The 15,279-nt window shown below is 46.6% G+C and carries 13 protein-coding genes; 6 read left to right on the plus strand and 7 right to left on the minus strand.

Going from position 1 to position 15,279, the window contains the following annotated elements:
• Positions 1–352 precede the first annotated feature (352 nt).
• On the minus strand, positions 353–907 hold the full coding sequence (gmhB, locus tag BCT27_RS02500; RefSeq protein WP_102317336.1) for a D-glycero-beta-D-manno-heptose 1,7-bisphosphate 7-phosphatase: 555 nt from the start codon (positions 905–907) through the stop codon (positions 353–355).
• Between the two features lie 125 nt (positions 908–1,032).
• Between gmhB and tsaA the strand changes: the two genes are divergently transcribed.
• Both tsaA and BCT27_RS02510 read left to right on the plus strand, forming a co-directional pair.
• Positions 1,033–1,737 (plus strand): tRNA (N6-threonylcarbamoyladenosine(37)-N6)-methyltransferase TrmO, encoded by a 705-nt coding sequence (tsaA, locus tag BCT27_RS02505; protein ID WP_102317337.1) that lies wholly within the window; start codon positions 1,033–1,035, stop codon positions 1,735–1,737.
• Positions 1,738–1,804: 67 nt separating this feature from the next.
• Positions 1,805–3,520: a proline--tRNA ligase gene (locus BCT27_RS02510; protein WP_102394957.1), complete on the plus strand. Its 1,716-nt coding sequence runs from the start codon at positions 1,805–1,807 to the stop codon at positions 3,518–3,520.
• 38 nt (positions 3,521–3,558) lie between these two features.
• Here BCT27_RS02510 and BCT27_RS02515 read toward each other — a convergent pair whose 3' ends face one another.
• On the minus strand, positions 3,559–4,491 hold the full coding sequence (locus tag BCT27_RS02515; protein WP_102394958.1) for a GGDEF domain-containing response regulator: 933 nt from the start codon (positions 4,489–4,491) through the stop codon (positions 3,559–3,561).
• A gap of 223 nt (positions 4,492–4,714) precedes the next feature.
• On the opposite strand from BCT27_RS02515, the gene BCT27_RS02520 reads away from it, so the two are divergent.
• From BCT27_RS02520 to BCT27_RS02535, 4 genes are all read left to right on the plus strand, one after another.
• Positions 4,715–5,869: a patatin-like phospholipase family protein gene (locus BCT27_RS02520; RefSeq protein ID WP_102317340.1), complete on the plus strand. Its 1,155-nt coding sequence runs from the start codon at positions 4,715–4,717 to the stop codon at positions 5,867–5,869.
• Positions 5,870–5,969: 100 nt separating this feature from the next.
• Positions 5,970–6,836 carry a GGDEF domain-containing protein gene (locus BCT27_RS02525; protein WP_102317341.1) on the plus strand — a complete coding sequence of 289 codons (867 nt, stop codon included), beginning with the start codon at positions 5,970–5,972 and terminating at the stop codon, positions 6,834–6,836.
• A gap of 82 nt (positions 6,837–6,918) precedes the next feature.
• Entirely contained in the window at positions 6,919–7,125 is a 207-nt protein-coding gene (locus BCT27_RS02530; RefSeq protein ID WP_017011460.1) for a YaeP family protein, read from the plus strand.
• Positions 7,125–7,313 carry a DUF4250 domain-containing protein gene (locus BCT27_RS02535; RefSeq protein ID WP_102317342.1) on the plus strand — a complete coding sequence of 63 codons (189 nt, stop codon included), beginning with the start codon at positions 7,125–7,127 and terminating at the stop codon, positions 7,311–7,313. The genes BCT27_RS02530 and BCT27_RS02535 overlap by 1 nt, the downstream gene beginning before the upstream one ends.
• A gap of 74 nt (positions 7,314–7,387) precedes the next feature.
• Here the strand turns inward: BCT27_RS02535 and BCT27_RS02540 are convergent, their stop codons facing one another.
• The 5 genes from BCT27_RS02540 to dnaE all read right to left on the minus strand — a co-directional run bounded on the left by BCT27_RS02540 (position 7,388) and on the right by dnaE (position 15,262).
• Positions 7,388–8,737 (minus strand): sodium-dependent transporter, encoded by a 1,350-nt coding sequence (locus BCT27_RS02540; protein WP_102317343.1) that lies wholly within the window; start codon positions 8,735–8,737, stop codon positions 7,388–7,390.
• A gap of 186 nt (positions 8,738–8,923) precedes the next feature.
• Positions 8,924–9,235: a c-type cytochrome gene (locus BCT27_RS02545; protein WP_102317344.1), complete on the minus strand. Its 312-nt coding sequence runs from the start codon at positions 9,233–9,235 to the stop codon at positions 8,924–8,926.
• 67 nt (positions 9,236–9,302) lie between these two features.
• Positions 9,303–10,655, minus strand: coding sequence for a tRNA lysidine(34) synthetase TilS (tilS, locus tag BCT27_RS02550; RefSeq protein ID WP_102394959.1), 1,353 nt, complete (start codon positions 10,653–10,655; stop codon positions 9,303–9,305).
• A 103-nt stretch (positions 10,656–10,758) separates the two neighbouring features.
• On the minus strand, positions 10,759–11,721 hold the full coding sequence (gene accA / locus BCT27_RS02555; RefSeq protein ID WP_017011455.1) for an acetyl-CoA carboxylase carboxyl transferase subunit alpha: 963 nt from the start codon (positions 11,719–11,721) through the stop codon (positions 10,759–10,761).
• A gap of 61 nt (positions 11,722–11,782) precedes the next feature.
• Positions 11,783–15,262: a DNA polymerase III subunit alpha gene (gene dnaE, locus BCT27_RS02560; protein WP_102317346.1), complete on the minus strand. Its 3,480-nt coding sequence runs from the start codon at positions 15,260–15,262 to the stop codon at positions 11,783–11,785.
• Between the last annotated feature and the right edge of the window lie 17 nt (positions 15,263–15,279).

Below are 15,279 nucleotides of genomic sequence, written 5' to 3' on the forward strand. Positions count from 1 at the left end.
CACTCAGTTCATTGATAAATCTTATGTCTATCAAGTACGAGTGCCCACACAGATTGTATAGGTCAAATTGTTAAAGAGCTGCTCAGCCTTGCTGAGCGGAGAGAGATTTAAACTCAACTCCTTTTTTGAGTCAAGCACTTTTGCTTTCCTCATGTTAGCTGCGAACTTTGCCGTGCCAACAGGGAGCGCATTATAGGGAGTGAATTATTCTTGGCAATACCTTTTTGGCGAAAAAATTAGTTTTTCATCAAAAAACAGTTCAAGTGCTCAAAACATCATCATTGTGATAAAAAAACAGCCCAAATGGGCTGTTTTAACGGTGATATTCAATAAAAGAAAATACGGTCGCGGTTTACATTTCTTTTAAATAGGCAGGCACATCAGCAATGCTATTCAATACAGCCGTTGCTAATGCCTCTCCTTCTTCTGATACTTGTTTTCCGGTGCGTACAAGAATCTTTGTAGCAACACCCGCAGCTTCGGCGGCTCGCATGTCATCGGCTTTATCACCAATCATGACTGACTTATCCATGTCGATCTTCAAGAACTGACTCGCGTCTAAAAGCATTCCCGGCTTAGGTTTGCGACAATCACAGTCCTTTTTATAAGTTTCATCGCCATGTTCAGGATGATGCGGACAATAGTAGATACCATCAAAATCTACGCCATTGTCTGCAAAGTTCCAGTCCATCCATTCAGTTAAGGTAAGGAAGTCGTCTTCAGTGTAATAACCGCGAGCAATGCCTGACTGGTTCGTTACGAGTACAAGCAAGTAGCCCATCTCTTTCAATGCACGACATGCATCGAATACACCGTCGATATATTCAAAGTCGTCGACTTTGCTGATGTAACCATGATCAACGTTAATAACGCCGTCTCTATCAATAAATACCGCTGGATTGGCCAAAGCTATGCCCTCTATATATGCTTAGTGCGCGATTATGACATGCAATTCGCTCATCATCTATTGTCACACGGTCTCTTCATCTCGTTGTGGTAAAGTCTGCATCAAATGAAATAGAGAGTTACCTTATGAATTACTCACTTGTCCCTGTGGGTCACATTCAATCCCCATTCAAAGAAAAGTTCGCTGTTCCACGGCAACCCGGGTTAGCGCCTAGCGCAACGGCATCTATCATTTTGACTGGGGATGCCAATAACGAAGACGCTGTTCGCGGTCTAACTCAATTTTCACACATTTGGGTTCTCTTCTTGTTTGATCAAAACCTCAAACAAGGTTGGACACCAACCGTTCGCCCACCCCGTTTAGGCGGTAACGAAAGAGTTGGTGTATTTGCCAGTCGAGCGACTTTTCGTCCAAACGGCATTGGCATGTCTGTTGTAGCGATTAAAAACGTTCGCAGGGTTGACAGCCAAGTTATCATTGAGATCGGTAGTTGTGATCTTGTTGATGGCACACCTGTTGTCGACATAAAGCCCTACATTCCATATTCCGATTCAGTGCCAGATGCTATTGGTGGCTATGCAAGCGAAGCGCCACACACACTGGATGTTTCATTCAGCGCAGAAGCAAATTGTGCACTTTCAAAGATCAATGATGGTCAACACAAGGCACAAGTCATCAAAGAAGTGCTTGCTCAAGACCCTCGCCCTGCCTACAAAAAGGGCAAAGAAGACAAGAAAGAATATGCTGTTCATCTTTTCGATCTAAACGTGAAGTTTACCGTTGATGAACCAGCCATCGTTGTGACAACGATAGAAGCCTTTTGCGATTAGTGTTGTCACTGGTAATATGGCCTACTTATTACCTTCCATAATGTAACTAGATAAACGGATAGCATAGATGCGTACCAGTAAATACCTTCTTAGTACTCTGAAGGAAACGCCAAACGACGCAGAAATCATTAGCCACCAGCTAATGTTGCGTGCTGGCATGATCCGCAAACTGGCGTCAGGCCTATACACTTGGATGCCAAGTGGTTTGCGTGTTCTTCAAAAGGTTGAAAAAATCGTTCGTGAAGAAATCAATAACGCTGGCGCTATTGAAATTCTAATGCCCGTGGTTCAGCCCTTTGAATTGTGGGAAGAAACGGGTCGCTCTGAAAAGATGGGTCCTGAGCTTTTGCGCTTTACTGACCGTCACATGCGTCCGTTTGTTCTGAGCCCTACCGCTGAAGAAGTGGTTACCAGCTTGGTTCGCAATGAAATCAACTCGTACAAGCAGCTTCCGTTGAACTTGTACCAAATCCAGACGAAATTCCGTGACGAAAGACGCCCTCGTTTTGGCGCAATGCGTGCACGTGAATTCTCAATGATGGATGCGTATAGCTTCGATTTGGACAAAGAAGGTCTACAAGCATCATACGAAGCAATGCACGTCGCATACTGTGCTGCTTTCGACCGTATGGGTCTTGATTACCGTCCAGTGCTTGCTGACACAGGGGCGATTGGCGGTTCTGCTTCTCACGAATTCCACGTTCTTGCGAACAGTGGTGAAGACGTCATCGCATTCTCAACAGAATCTGATTACGCAGCAAACGTTGAGATGGCTGAAGCGCTAGCACCTGCAGGTGAACGTGAAGCAGCGACACAAGAAATGACGATGGTTGATACGCCGAACGCAAAAACCATCGCGGAGCTTGTTGAGCAATTCAACCTTCCAATTGAAAAGACCGTTAAAACACTGTTTGTTAAAGCATCGGAAGAGTTTGATGGTGAATTGGTCGCGTTGCTAGTTCGTGGTGACCACGAGCTCAACGAAATCAAGGCTGAGAAACTGCCACAAGTTGCTGTTCCTTTTGAATTTGCAACTGAAGAAGAAATTCGTGCAGCCGTAGGCGCAGGCCCAGGCTCTCTTGGCCCTGTAAACCTATCATTGACCTTCATTGCTGACCGCAGTGTTGCCGCAATGAGTGATTTCGGTGCGGGTGCCAACATCGACGATAAACATTACTTCGGTATTAACTGGGGTCGTGACGTCGAGTTGGGTGATGTTGCCGATATCCGTACTGTTGTTGACGGCGATCCAAGCCCTTGTGGCAAAGGTACGCTTCAACTTAAGCGTGGTATCGAAGTTGGTCATATCTTCCAGTTGGGTACCAACTACTCAGAGAAAATGAATGCTGGCGTACTGGGCCCTGATGGTAAGAACACTATCCTTGAGATGGGTTGTTACGGTATCGGCGTATCTCGTGTTGTTGCTGCTGCTATTGAGCAAAACCACGATGAAAACGGCATTATCTGGCCAGAATCACTTGCACCTTTCAGTGTGGCGATCGTTCCAATGAACATGCATAAATCAGAGCGTGTACGTGAAGCAGCAGAGAAACTGTACGCAGACCTAACGGCTGCAGGCATTGAAGTGTTGTTTGATGACCGTAAAGAACGTCCTGGTGTTATGTTCTCTGACATTGAATTGGTGGGTGTTCCACATACCATCATTATCGGTGAGCGCAGCATGGACAATAGTGTGTTTGAATACAAACACCGCCGCAACGGTGAAAAAGTGCCAGTTGAAATCGACGCAATGGTTGAATACGTTAAGTCTCAAATGGCTTAATGGCTCAAACAAAAAACGCCTCCATTAGGAGGCGTTTTTTATATAAGATTTTCTGAAAAAGTGACGTAGTTTCTGCCTTTTTCTTTCGACAAGTACAATGCTTCATCCGCACGCTTAAAATACTCGTCCACACTTTTTATCTTTTCTTTCGCATCAACCATGGTTGCCCCAAAGCTCATTGTGACCGGTATACGTTGTCCATCAAACATAAAGTCATACAGTTCAATCGATTCACGCAACCGCTCTAAAACAATGAACGCTTCTTTTTCATCATGCGGCGAAAACACCAAGCAAAATTCTTCGCCCCCAACTCGACCTACTCTGTCATACGGGCGAAGCTTGTGACCTAACAGCTCTCCAAGTTGGCGCAATAATGCATCTCCACCAGGATGACCATAAGTATCATTGACTTTCTTAAACCAATCGATATCACACAGGGCAAAACACAACTTCCCCTTCTCTCTTTCTATACGAGAGAAATCTTCATTTAAACGTTCAAACAGTGCCCTGCGATTAAGCAACCCCGTCAGTTCGTCGTAACTGGCAAGATGGTCTAAACGATGCATCGCATCCACCAGCCGAGATTGAAGCTCTAACGTACGGATCCCAACATCAACACGAGCACGAAGCACCTGTGTATTAAAAGGCTTGGGCACATAATCATTAGCCCCTTTATTTAGCCCCAACGCGATATGTTCTGCACTGTCGCGCGCGGTGCAAATAATAATATAAGGCGGGTTTGATGTTTCGATTTGGCAGATCTTTTCACATAGTTCAATACCGCTATACCCCGGCATTTCCCAATCAAGAAGTAACAAAGATGGAGGGTTAGGATGCATCATGACTTCTAATGCTTCCAGACCATCATTTGCAACAATGACGTCTAGTCCCCATTTTCGTAGAAGTACTTCAACAAGCTTTGCTAAGGCTTTGTCGTCATCTGCAACCAATGCAGTGAATGAAGGGGCCATGTAGTTATCCAACATCGAGTTATGAATAAAAATATAACACTCACCGTTCTATTGTATTGACTAGTGCTCAATAAATGACCCAGCTTTTAGCGTTCCATCACACTCACTATGGAAACAGTTGAATAACAATAGCTTCAAAGCTAGCTATGCATACCAAGCCCAACTAATACGGCATGCTAAAGTTGTTATAACCACAGAGATCCAAGGATGAATCGGCCATCACATGAAGAGTAATAAAAAAAGCACCAAAAGCGCGCCTCAAAAGGTCGCACTGATACTCAGTGGGGGTGGGGCACGTGCTGCGTATCAAGTGGGCGTGTTGAAAGCGATTTCTGAATGGTATCCACGCGTCCATGCCAGCCCTTTTACAATTTATTGCGGAACCTCGGCAGGTGCTCTCAACGCAACATCACTCGCATGCCATTCGTCATCTTTTCGACTAGGCGTCAAAAAATTGTCTTGGCTTTGGTCGAAGCTTCACACCAAAGACGTTTTTAGTAGCTCCTACGGCGATATACTGCATCATCTAGGACGGCAAGGGTTTGCGCGTATGCGCGCACAGTACCACTGCGCGCCCCCTTTTGGTCTACTCGACAATCGCCCTCTCAGAACACTGCTCAACAACGTCATAAACTACAACAAGATAGAACACCAAATAATCAACAAGCACTTACATGGCTTAGCCATTACGGCGTCGAATTATCAAACCAGTAAGTCCGTCACCTTCTATCAGGGACAACCTGAGATCAAACCTTGGGTACGCTCACGGGCAATCGGGCAGCAATGTCAAATCACGACAGAACACTTGCTTGCTTCATCTGCAATTCCAATTGTTTTCCCCGCATCTCAGATTGGGCATGGTTATTACGGGGATGGTTCTGTACACCAAATTGCACCACTACGACCCGCTTTAAAGATGGGGGCAGAGAAGCTCCTCATCATTGACTTAGCGCCACCACAAACTAAGAACAAACAAGCAGTGCCCAGTGCGCCTGGGCTTGCGACGCTTGGCGGACATTTAATGGATGCGATCTTCGCCGATACATTATCAGCCGATCTTGAGCACCTCGATAGAATGAACAACATCGTTTCTTCGCTCGACCGTAAAAAAGCCGAAAATTTGGCGCTGCGGCAAGTCTCTGCCTTACACCTCTCCCCCTCCAGCCCGTTTGAGCCCTTGGTTGAGAAGTATTATTGTCATATGCCTATTGCTGTTAGGGGCTTAATGAGGTTACTGGGCATTAGCCCGGTTGAAGATGCAGCGATCACCAGTTATCTGCTTTTTGAGCCGAAATATATCAACCACTTAATTGACATGGGATATCAAGATGCTCAAAATCGTCGATCCGATTTGACGGCGTTTCTTTCCATCGAATAAAACCTGTTAAACAGATTAATCATCGTAAGATCGATCATTTGGAATACTTTTTGCTTTAAGTATAACCAGCCCGCAGTAATGGATTTTAGAGGCATTATCGATGAGTACTCGACAACTGGAACAATTAAAGCAAACAGCGATACAATCGCGCCGCGTTCCTTTAGCCGCAGATCAGCGTCTGATAGTGCTACAAAAACTGCAAGGCAGGCTCGAGATAGATTCGCTTTTCGAGGTCTTTTGCCGAGAACTCGAAAAGCAAATCGATATCTCCCGTCTTATCTGGGAACACAACGAGATTTCTCACATTGTTCGACGTGGTGGCTCCACCGATTACCGTCAAACCTTCTCCATCAAATTCGCGCAATCCCCCTTAGGAATGTTGCAGTACTGCACGCCCTACAAACTCGACACTGATGAGATAAGCCTGATCCACACGTACCACAGATTACTAGCAGGGCCATTGAGCAATGCGATTGAATACAATCGCGTTAGAAACCTTGCCTTGCTTGATAACTTAACAGGCCTGAACAACCGCACCAGTTTTGAACAAGATATTCGTCAATCTATCGCACTCACAGAACGCCAAGATCATGGTTTGATCTTAATGATTTTCGACATGGATAATTTCAAACAGGTCAATGACACCTATGGTCACTTAGATGGTGATAAAGTGTTACGCCGCTTTGCTCTGCTTTTGAAGCAAGCTATTCGCGCCTCTGATCGTTGCTACAGGCTTGGTGGTGATGAGTTTGCCGTTCTACTGACACCCGCTACACGCGAGTCAGCACAATTAGTGAATGAGCGATTAAAAGCACTCATATCAAAAGATGCCTTGCTCACATCTCACAATATCTCCAGTTCTGTCGGCTGCTCTATCTATCAACAAGGCGACAACAGCACATCCATGTTTGAGCGTGCAGATCGAGGTATGTACCGACACAAGAATAGCCGCCGTCGTCCTGCATAATCCCCCCTATTCACGCCGTTTTCTCTCCTTTCGTCTCCCTTTTTACGATATATTTCACTCAGCGTTTTATTTAGGAGTGACTATGCAAGTCTACGATTGTTGCACGTTGGTTCGTCAACGTTATGCAGAAATTGGCAGCGGTGAACAAGGCTATATTCCAAAAGCCATTCACTGTGCGATCAAAACCTTAAACTCAATTGCATCAGACGACTCTCTTCCAGAAGAGACTCGCGATCAGGCAGCATTTGCGGCAGCAAATTTGCTGATCAGTGACCATGAGGATGCCTAATGGATCTGAAAAATTTTGAGAACATGGATACAGTGATGCTGATGAGCATTGTGAATATGAAGCTGAGAGATGACTTCAATTCTTTAGATGATCTCGCTAGATACTTTGATATTGATACCGAAGCACTGAAAAACAAACTGGCGACTGCTGGTTTTGACTACATGGAAGAACAAAAGCAGTTTCGATAACCCTGTATCGTCCCTCAATTAAAAACGGAAGCATCAGCTTCCGTTTTTTCATTCATAGCGGCGCAGGTTTGCGTTTACGCAACAGACATCCAGATAACCGCTGCGACCAATGCCGGACAAACGAATTTCACATAGAAAGGCCATACTTTCCAAAACAGGCTCTGCTCAATATCGTCAAACCCTTCTCGCATCTCCTGTAACTTTTGATGACGGTTCCAAACCCAACCACCATACAAACAGAACAAAAGCGCGGCAATAGGTTGGACGTACTGTGTTGCAACCGTCGCCACGAGGCCAAATAGATCACCAAAGTTAAACACAATCACCGCACTGAAAGCTGCAATCACGCTACCCAGTAACCAGCTCGCCGTTGAGCGAGATGTACCGACACGCTCATTCATTAAAGCAACAGGGCATTCCAACATGGAAATTGACGATGTCAGTGCTGCAATGGTCATCAGAACAAAGAACACCAAAGCAATGAAAGTGCCCGCAACACCTAGACCATCAAACAACATAGGAAGAACATCAAACACCAGTGTGGACGAACTAAGCAGGTCACCGTTTTGATCGTAAATTTCGACACCCTGTGCCATGGCAGCAAACATGGCAGGCATAATGACTAAGCCTGCAACAACAGCCACCGCGGTATCCACCAGCGTCACGTTCATCGCCATCTTAGGTAGATTTTCTTTACGGCTAAGGTATGAGCCATAAATCAGCATGGAACAACCACCAATGGTGAGAGAGAAAAAGCCCTGCCCCATTGCCGCTAAAATCAAATCACTGTCCATGATCTTTGAAAAGTCCGGGATCAAATAGTGTGCAAGGCCTTCGTTTGCTCCCGGTAGTGTCATCACATAAATAAACATCACGCCGAACAATACAAACAACGCCGGCATTAAACGCGTCGACCACTTTTCTATGCCGTTTTTCACACCAGCTTGAACGATCAAAATGGTCAGTAAATAGAACACTCCCGCACCAAAAAGGTTACGGCCAACCGAGAAGCCTTTTAGCCAATCTGATGCTGCATGTAAACCGACTAAATCAGCCCCAGCAGCTAACATGAATGACACTAACCAGCCACCCACGATGCTGTAAAACGCCAAGACAAGGCATGGCACCATCAGCCCAATGAAACCGACGCCACCACCCAGTTTTTTCGTGAGTGGTGTCTTTCCTAAGGCGCGCATACTGTCGATAGGGTTGGCTTGACCATGACGACCAATCGCCATTTCGACGACGAGCATAGGATAAGCAACCACAAGGATCAGTAGCAAATAGACGAGAAGGAATGCTCCGCCCCCATTACTTGCTGCTTGCGTAGGAAAACCCCAAATATTACCTAAACCAACCGCTGCACCTGCAGCGGCAAGAACAAAACCGAGTCGAGAACTAAAATGCTCACGTCCTGCTGCCATTGAGTTAACCTCGAACAATGTACCAGTGAGCTAGTACACTAGTAAACTCTGGCATTAATAGCAATAGCAGTGAATTTGAATGGCTAAAAAACGAGCGAACAAAATATAAATCTGCGAGTTAGTCCGAATGCAATAAAAAAGCCACAACATTTGTTGTGGCTTCTATCGGCAGAACCTGCTGAGCGATTACTTCATTTGTGCGAAATATGCAGCAAGGTTTTCCATGTCAGCATCACTAAGCATCGTCGCTTGGGGCTTCATGATTGCAGATTGCGCACTGGTGCGCTCTCCGTTTTTATAGGCTTTAAGCGCAGAAACAATGTACTGCGGATTTTGACCAGCTAGATTAGGGTACCCCGGAATCACAGCGATACCATTCGCACCATGGCATGCAGCACAGATTGCTGCTTTCGCTTTTCCAGCTTCCGCATCTCCAGCGGCAAATGAGGGAGCAGCCGCCATCATGGCAACCAGCCCCAAAGAGATAAGATGTTTCATTGCTTCCTCACTTATTGTTATGTCGTACTAATCAATCTTTACACGTGAATAACATTTACGCACTTAATCAATGAGTTTTGTGCCAGACAAAGTCACAGTCCTGACCTTCAAAGCCTTCACAAACAAACAACCCCGCAACGGCTGCCACTGTTTCTCCAAAGTATAGAAGTGGTGTCCGTCTTCGCATCCAACTCGGCACACCATATTCTTGATACAGCTTCTTCAGCTTGCGTTTGCCCTGCCGTCCAAGGGGATGAGCAAGCACACCTTCAGGATCAAAACGTATGGACACTTTTTCATCAAGTTTAGGTTTACGTAGTTGCACGCTAACTCGATTACCTTGAGCATCAAAATTATCAAATTTGAATGCGCTTTCAGCGTCAAATATCCCCAATTGACCGCATTCATTTGGCAGTTCGATAAACACGCCTCGATTCAGTGACGCACGCCAATCAGAGATGTCTTCGTACTCAGGGACGGCGTGAAGCTGAGATTGAAAGCGTCTTACTTGCCAACCCCCAAAGTGTAGCTTGGGGTTCGCGTCGTCTGACGCAGCAATTACCGAGGAAAACAGCATGCTTAGCTGAGCTTGAGAAGCAGAAAGCCCAGTGGTTTGTTTCAGCCAGCGGCGAACAAGTGCTGACTGCATTTTCGCTGAGTAGCCGCTGAGTGCATGCAGAGAGATAACCATAGAGTCTGGACACACAATGGCATCATGTTCTTGAAGTAATTCTTCCAACAAGGCTTCTTGTTCAGCGCATAAAGACGCGGTACGGTTAATGGCCTTAACGAGTCCTGGCCATCGAGATTGCGCCGGCGGTAGCCAGTGTTGTCGAATGAAATTGCGGTCAAACTTACAATCAATGTTGCTTTCGTCTTCTACCCAACTTAATCCCCGTTGCTCGGCATAGGCTTCAATGTCCCTTCGCGTTACAGATAAAAGGGGCCTTAAAAGGAATGCTTGGCCCATTGGACGAAGTGCTGGCATTGCGGATAACCCAGCGGGTCCACTGCCTCTTTTAAGTGCTAAAAGGAATGTTTCTGCCTGATCATCGGCATGTTGTCCCGTCAAAATAAGGGCATTCGGTTCTACATTGTCTTCAATCCCTTGATAGCGCGCCGTTCTCGCCGCTTTTTCAATGCCTTCTCCGTTATTTTCGACTCGTACTTTAACGCCCTTAAAAGGGATGCCAACGTCACTCGCCCACTCGCCACACTGCGTCATCCAAGAGTCTGCATGTGGACTAAGCCCGTGATGGATATGGATGACTAAATAACGGTGCTGCGGGTGAACGTCCCTGTACGTAGAGAGAAGATCGAGCAGGACACGCGAGTCGATACCACCGCTCAAGGCCAACACTATTTGGCGAGAAGATGATAAATGGGCATCAAGAACATTTTCAAAAACAGAGAACAACATGTGTGCCTCAAAGCAAACTGATTAGGCTAATCATAACATTCAGATGCAAAAAAGGGCCTAATCAGGCCCTTTCAATTTCTTGTCTGGAATCTATAAAAACTGCTTAGCAATATCCATAGTTCAGCAGGCGCTGATAACGGCGCTCACGCAATGCTTCTTCATCCAACGGTGCAAGATCATCTAGCTGCTCTATAAGCAGCGCTTTGATGTTTGCAGCAGTCAGAGCTGCATCACGGTGTGCACCGCCCATAGGTTCGGCAATGATAGAGTCAATCAAGCCCAACTCTTTTAGACGAGGCGCAGTCATGCCCATCGCTTCCGCTGCCAGCGGGGCTTTATCAGAATCACGCCATAAGATTGATGCACAACCTTCAGGAGAAATAACCGAGTAAGTTGAGTACTGAAGCATGTTCACATAATCACCTACACCAATAGCTAGCGCGCCACCGGAGCCACCTTCTCCCACAACGTTACAGATAACTGGCACAGTCAAACCTGCCATTTCTTTCAAGTTACGCGCAATCGCTTCTGATTGACCACGTTCTTCAGCACCAACACCAGGGTAAGCACCCGCTGTGTCAATGAAAGTAATGATAGGCATTTTGAAGCGCTCAGCCATTTTCATCAGGCGCAGCGCTTTGCGGTAACCTTCAGGTTTTGGCATGCCAAAATTACGAATCACTTTTTCGCGTGTTTCGCGGCCTTTTTGATGGCCAATAACCATCACTGGGCGACCATCAATTCGCGCCATACCGCCAACCATCGCCTTGTCATCTGCATAGGCACGGTCACCGGCCAACTCTTCAAACTCAGTGAAGATAAGGTCTGCATAGTCCAAGGTGTAAGGACGACGTGGATGACGAGCAAGCTGAGCAACTTGCCAAGCGCCTAAATCACTGAAGATTTTTTTGGTCAATTCAGTGCTTTTTGTCTCCAATTGCTCGATTTCTTTATCAAGATTGACAGCTTCTGGATCGTCACCGCGCTTGGACACTACGCGCAGGGCTTCAATTTTTGCTTCCAATTCAGCAATTGGCTGTTCAAATTCAAGGAAATTAAGACTCATAGAGAAAGAATCCTGTTCAGGTAATGAAATGCCCCATTAATCATTTAACGAGGCAAAAGTATCAGTCAAATTCCAACTCGACCTGCTTTTCGCCGAGTAGGGTTTTTAAATCGTCGATCAATTTATCGTCTGGCGTAACGCGCCACTCTGTTCCTAAGACCAGTTTCGCGCGGGCATCGTCACGCTCATAGTACAAGTTTACTGGAACCGTTCCCGCTCTGTGCGGTTCAAGGATCTCACTGAATCTCTCGAAGAATTTATTATCAATTTGCCCTTCGGTCACCGATATAGCAAGACCACGCAAATATTTTTCGCGTGCTTGGGCGAGATCTAACACCTCTCGCGCCGACATTTTAAGGCCACCGTTGAAGTCATCAAAGCTGACCTGTCCCGAAACGACTAAAATTCGGTCTTTTTCTAAGAGATCCAAGTACTTTTCTAATGCATCTGAGAACAGCATCACTTCCATTCGGCCCGATCTGTCATCCAACGTCAGCAAACCGATACGCGTTCCACGCTTAGTTGTCATCACGCGAGCGGCTATCACCAACCCCGCAACGGTAGAAACCACATCTCGCTTCGTGGCGTGAGCATCTTCCAAACGCCACGTAATGTAATGCTTGAGCTCTTTTACGTAGCTATTGATCGGGTGACCCGTGAGATACAGCCCTAAGGTTTCACGCTCACCTTCCAACCATACCTTTTCAGGCCAATGCGGCACGTTCGCATATTTGTGCTCAACCTCTTCAGGGGCATCGGTCAACACGCCAAACATGTCAGCCTGACCAAATGCTTCAGCCTGATGATGTTGGCTCGCTGACTTAATCGCATTATCTAACGATGCGACCATCGCAGCACGGTGAGGACCTAATCGATCAAGCGCGCCCGATTGGATCAATTTTTCAATAACACGCTTATTCACTTTTTTGGTATCAATACGGGCGCAGAAATCGAACAAGTCACGGAAATAACCGCCTTCTTCGCGCGCTTTAATGATGTTTTCAATCGGTGCTTCACCCACACCTTTAATCGCACCAATACCGTAAACGATCTCGCCTTTTTCATTCACATTGAAACGGTACAAACCGGCATTTACATCAGGCGGCAACATCGTCAGCTTCATGCGACGGCATTCTTCCACCAGACCAACGATCTTGTCGGTGTTATCCATATCCGCCGTCATTACGGCGGCCATAAATTCTGCTGGGTAATGCGTTTTAAGCCACAGTGTTTGGTAAGAAACCAGCGCATAGGCGGCGGAGTGCGATTTGTTAAAACCGTAACCTGCAAATTTTTCAACCAAGTCGAAGATTTTCATCGCCAACTCGCCATCGACGCCATTCTTCACTGCGCCGTCTTGGAAGGTTGCGCGCTGCTTGGCCATTTCCTCTGGCTTTTTCTTACCCATCGCACGACGAAGCATGTCTGCACCACCTAGGGTGTAACCAGACAAAACCTGTGCGATCTGCATAACCTGTTCTTGATACAGAATGATGCCGTACGTCGGTTCAAGAATTTCTTTTAGGGAATCGTGCTGCCACTTTTCATCAGGGTATGAGACAGCTTCGCGGCCACGCTTACGGTCGATAAAGTTATCTACCATCCCTGATTGCAATGGTCCCGGACGGAACAGAGCAACCAGTGCGATCATATCTTCAAAACAGTCGGGCTGAAGACGCTTGATAAGGTCTTTCATCCCGCGGGATTCCAACTGGAATACCGCTGTCGTTTCGTAGTTTTGCAATAAACGGAACGACGCCGCGTCATCCATCGGTATCGCTTCGATCGCAATAGGATCTAACCCATCCTTCGCAAGACGAGGGTTAATCATCTTGAGTGCCCAATCGATGATCGTTAGCGTACGCAGACCCAAGAAGTCGAATTTAACCAAGCCCGCGGTTTCAACGTCATTCTTGTCGAATTGGGTAACAGGGTAATGACCTTCGCTATCGCAATACAGAGGCGCAAAGTCAGTGATCGTGGTCGGTGAGATAACAACACCACCAGCATGCTTACCGGCGTTACGTGTACACCCTTCAAGGATGCGACACATATCAATCAGTTCGCGAACGTCTTCATCACCTTCGTATGATTCACCCAACTGTGGCTCGACATCGAACGCTTTCGCAAGGGTCATCCCCGGATCCGGCGGAACCAGTTTTGAAATGCGATCAACAAATCCGTAGGGGTGGCCAAGCACACGGCCAACGTCGCGAATTACCGCTTTTGCCGCCATGGTACCGAAGGTAATGATCTGAGATACCGCATCACGGCCATACATTTCGGCAACGTGATCGATCACCTTATCGCGTTTATCCATGCAGAAGTCGACGTCAAAGTCGGGCATGGATACACGTTCAGGGTTAAGGAAACGTTCGAAAAGGAGGTCAAATTCCAGCGGATCCAAATCTGTGATTTTCAATGCGTATGCAACAAGCGAACCCGCACCAGAACCACGTCCCGGCCCCACCGGAATATCGTTATCTTTTGACCATTGGATAAACTCCATTACGATGAGGAAGTAACCTGGGAATCCCATTTGGTTAATCACGCCTAATTCAATATCAAGGCGTTCATCGTATTCTGGGCGTTTCTCCGCCCTAACTGCGGGATCAGGGAAAAGGAACTCAAGACGTTCTTCGAGGCCTTCTTGTGACTTCTTCACCAAGAACTCGCCAATCTCTAGCCCTTCGGTCGGGAAGTTTGGCAGGAAGTACTCGTTCAAACGCACGGTCACATTACAACGCTTTGCAATTTCAACCGTGTTAGCGAGGGCTTCTGGAATATCATGGAACAGTTCGCACATCTCGTCTTCAGTACGAAGATGCTGTTGCTCGCTGTAATTTTTTGGTCTGCGTGGATCTGCAAGCGTGTAGCCATCATGAATCGCGACACGAATTTCATGAGCATCAAACTGATCCGGCGTAATGAAGCACACTTCATTCGTTGCCACGACGGGTAAATCGTTTTCAGAAGCGAAATCCAGAGCAAAGTGCAGGTAGGCCTCTTCATCAGGGCGACCTGTTCGCGTCAATTCGATGTAATAGGCATCAGGAAAGTGTGTTTGATAAAACGCAGCACATTGCTTTGCAAGGCCCATATTGCCTTTCAGTAATGACTTACCTAAATCACCACGACGACCACCCGATAAAATAATCAAGCCATCTTTAAGCTCTTCAAGCCATGCTTGGTCAATCACAGGTTGATGCTGAACGTGACCACGTAGATAAGCTTTAGAAATCAGCAACGTCAGGTTTTTATACCCTGCATTGTTTGCTGCGAGCACGGTCAGCTGACACAAATCGTCTCCGAATGCGTCCGACTGCACTTTAAAATCCGCGCCAATGATAGGCTTAACGCCGCAACCTTGCGCCGTGTTGTAGAACTTCACCAAACCACATAAGTTCGTAAAATCTGTCAATGCCATTGCAGGCATGCCCATTTCAGCAACTTTTTTGACCAAAGGCGGCACTTTCGACAGGCCGTCGACCATGGAGTAGTCACTGTGAACACGAAGATGGATATAGCGTGGGTCTGACATAGAACTCGTACGTTACT

The sequence above is a fragment of the Enterovibrio norvegicus genome (assembly GCF_002876705.1).
Taxonomy (GTDB): Bacteria; Pseudomonadota; Gammaproteobacteria; order Enterobacterales; family Vibrionaceae; genus Enterovibrio; species Enterovibrio norvegicus_B.

Bases quoted from the DNA above. Each gene is read 5' to 3' on its own strand.
- BCT27_RS02530 (WP_017011460.1), top strand. From the start codon at position 6,919: ATGCAAGTCTACGATTGTTGCACGTTGGTTCGTCAACGTTATGCAGAA.
- tilS (WP_102394959.1), bottom strand. From the start codon at position 10,655: ATGTTGTTCTCTGTTTTTGAAAATGTTCTTGATGCCCATTTATCATCT.
- tsaA (WP_102317337.1), top strand. From the start codon at position 1,033: ATGAATTACTCACTTGTCCCTGTGGGTCACATTCAATCCCCATTCAAA.
- BCT27_RS02510 (WP_102394957.1), top strand. From the start codon at position 1,805: ATGCGTACCAGTAAATACCTTCTTAGTACTCTGAAGGAAACGCCAAAC.
- BCT27_RS02515 (WP_102394958.1), bottom strand. From the start codon at position 4,491: ATGGCCCCTTCATTCACTGCATTGGTTGCAGATGACGACAAAGCCTTA.
- dnaE (WP_102317346.1), bottom strand. From the start codon at position 15,262: ATGTCAGACCCACGCTATATCCATCTTCGTGTTCACAGTGACTACTCC.
- accA (WP_017011455.1), bottom strand. From the start codon at position 11,721: ATGAGTCTTAATTTCCTTGAATTTGAACAGCCAATTGCTGAATTGGAA.
- BCT27_RS02525 (WP_102317341.1), top strand. From the start codon at position 5,970: ATGAGTACTCGACAACTGGAACAATTAAAGCAAACAGCGATACAATCG.
- BCT27_RS02535 (WP_102317342.1), top strand. From the start codon at position 7,125: ATGGATCTGAAAAATTTTGAGAACATGGATACAGTGATGCTGATGAGC.
- BCT27_RS02540 (WP_102317343.1), bottom strand. From the start codon at position 8,737: ATGGCAGCAGGACGTGAGCATTTTAGTTCTCGACTCGGTTTTGTTCTT.
- BCT27_RS02545 (WP_102317344.1), bottom strand. From the start codon at position 9,235: ATGAAACATCTTATCTCTTTGGGGCTGGTTGCCATGATGGCGGCTGCT.
- BCT27_RS02520 (WP_102317340.1), top strand. From the start codon at position 4,715: ATGAAGAGTAATAAAAAAAGCACCAAAAGCGCGCCTCAAAAGGTCGCA.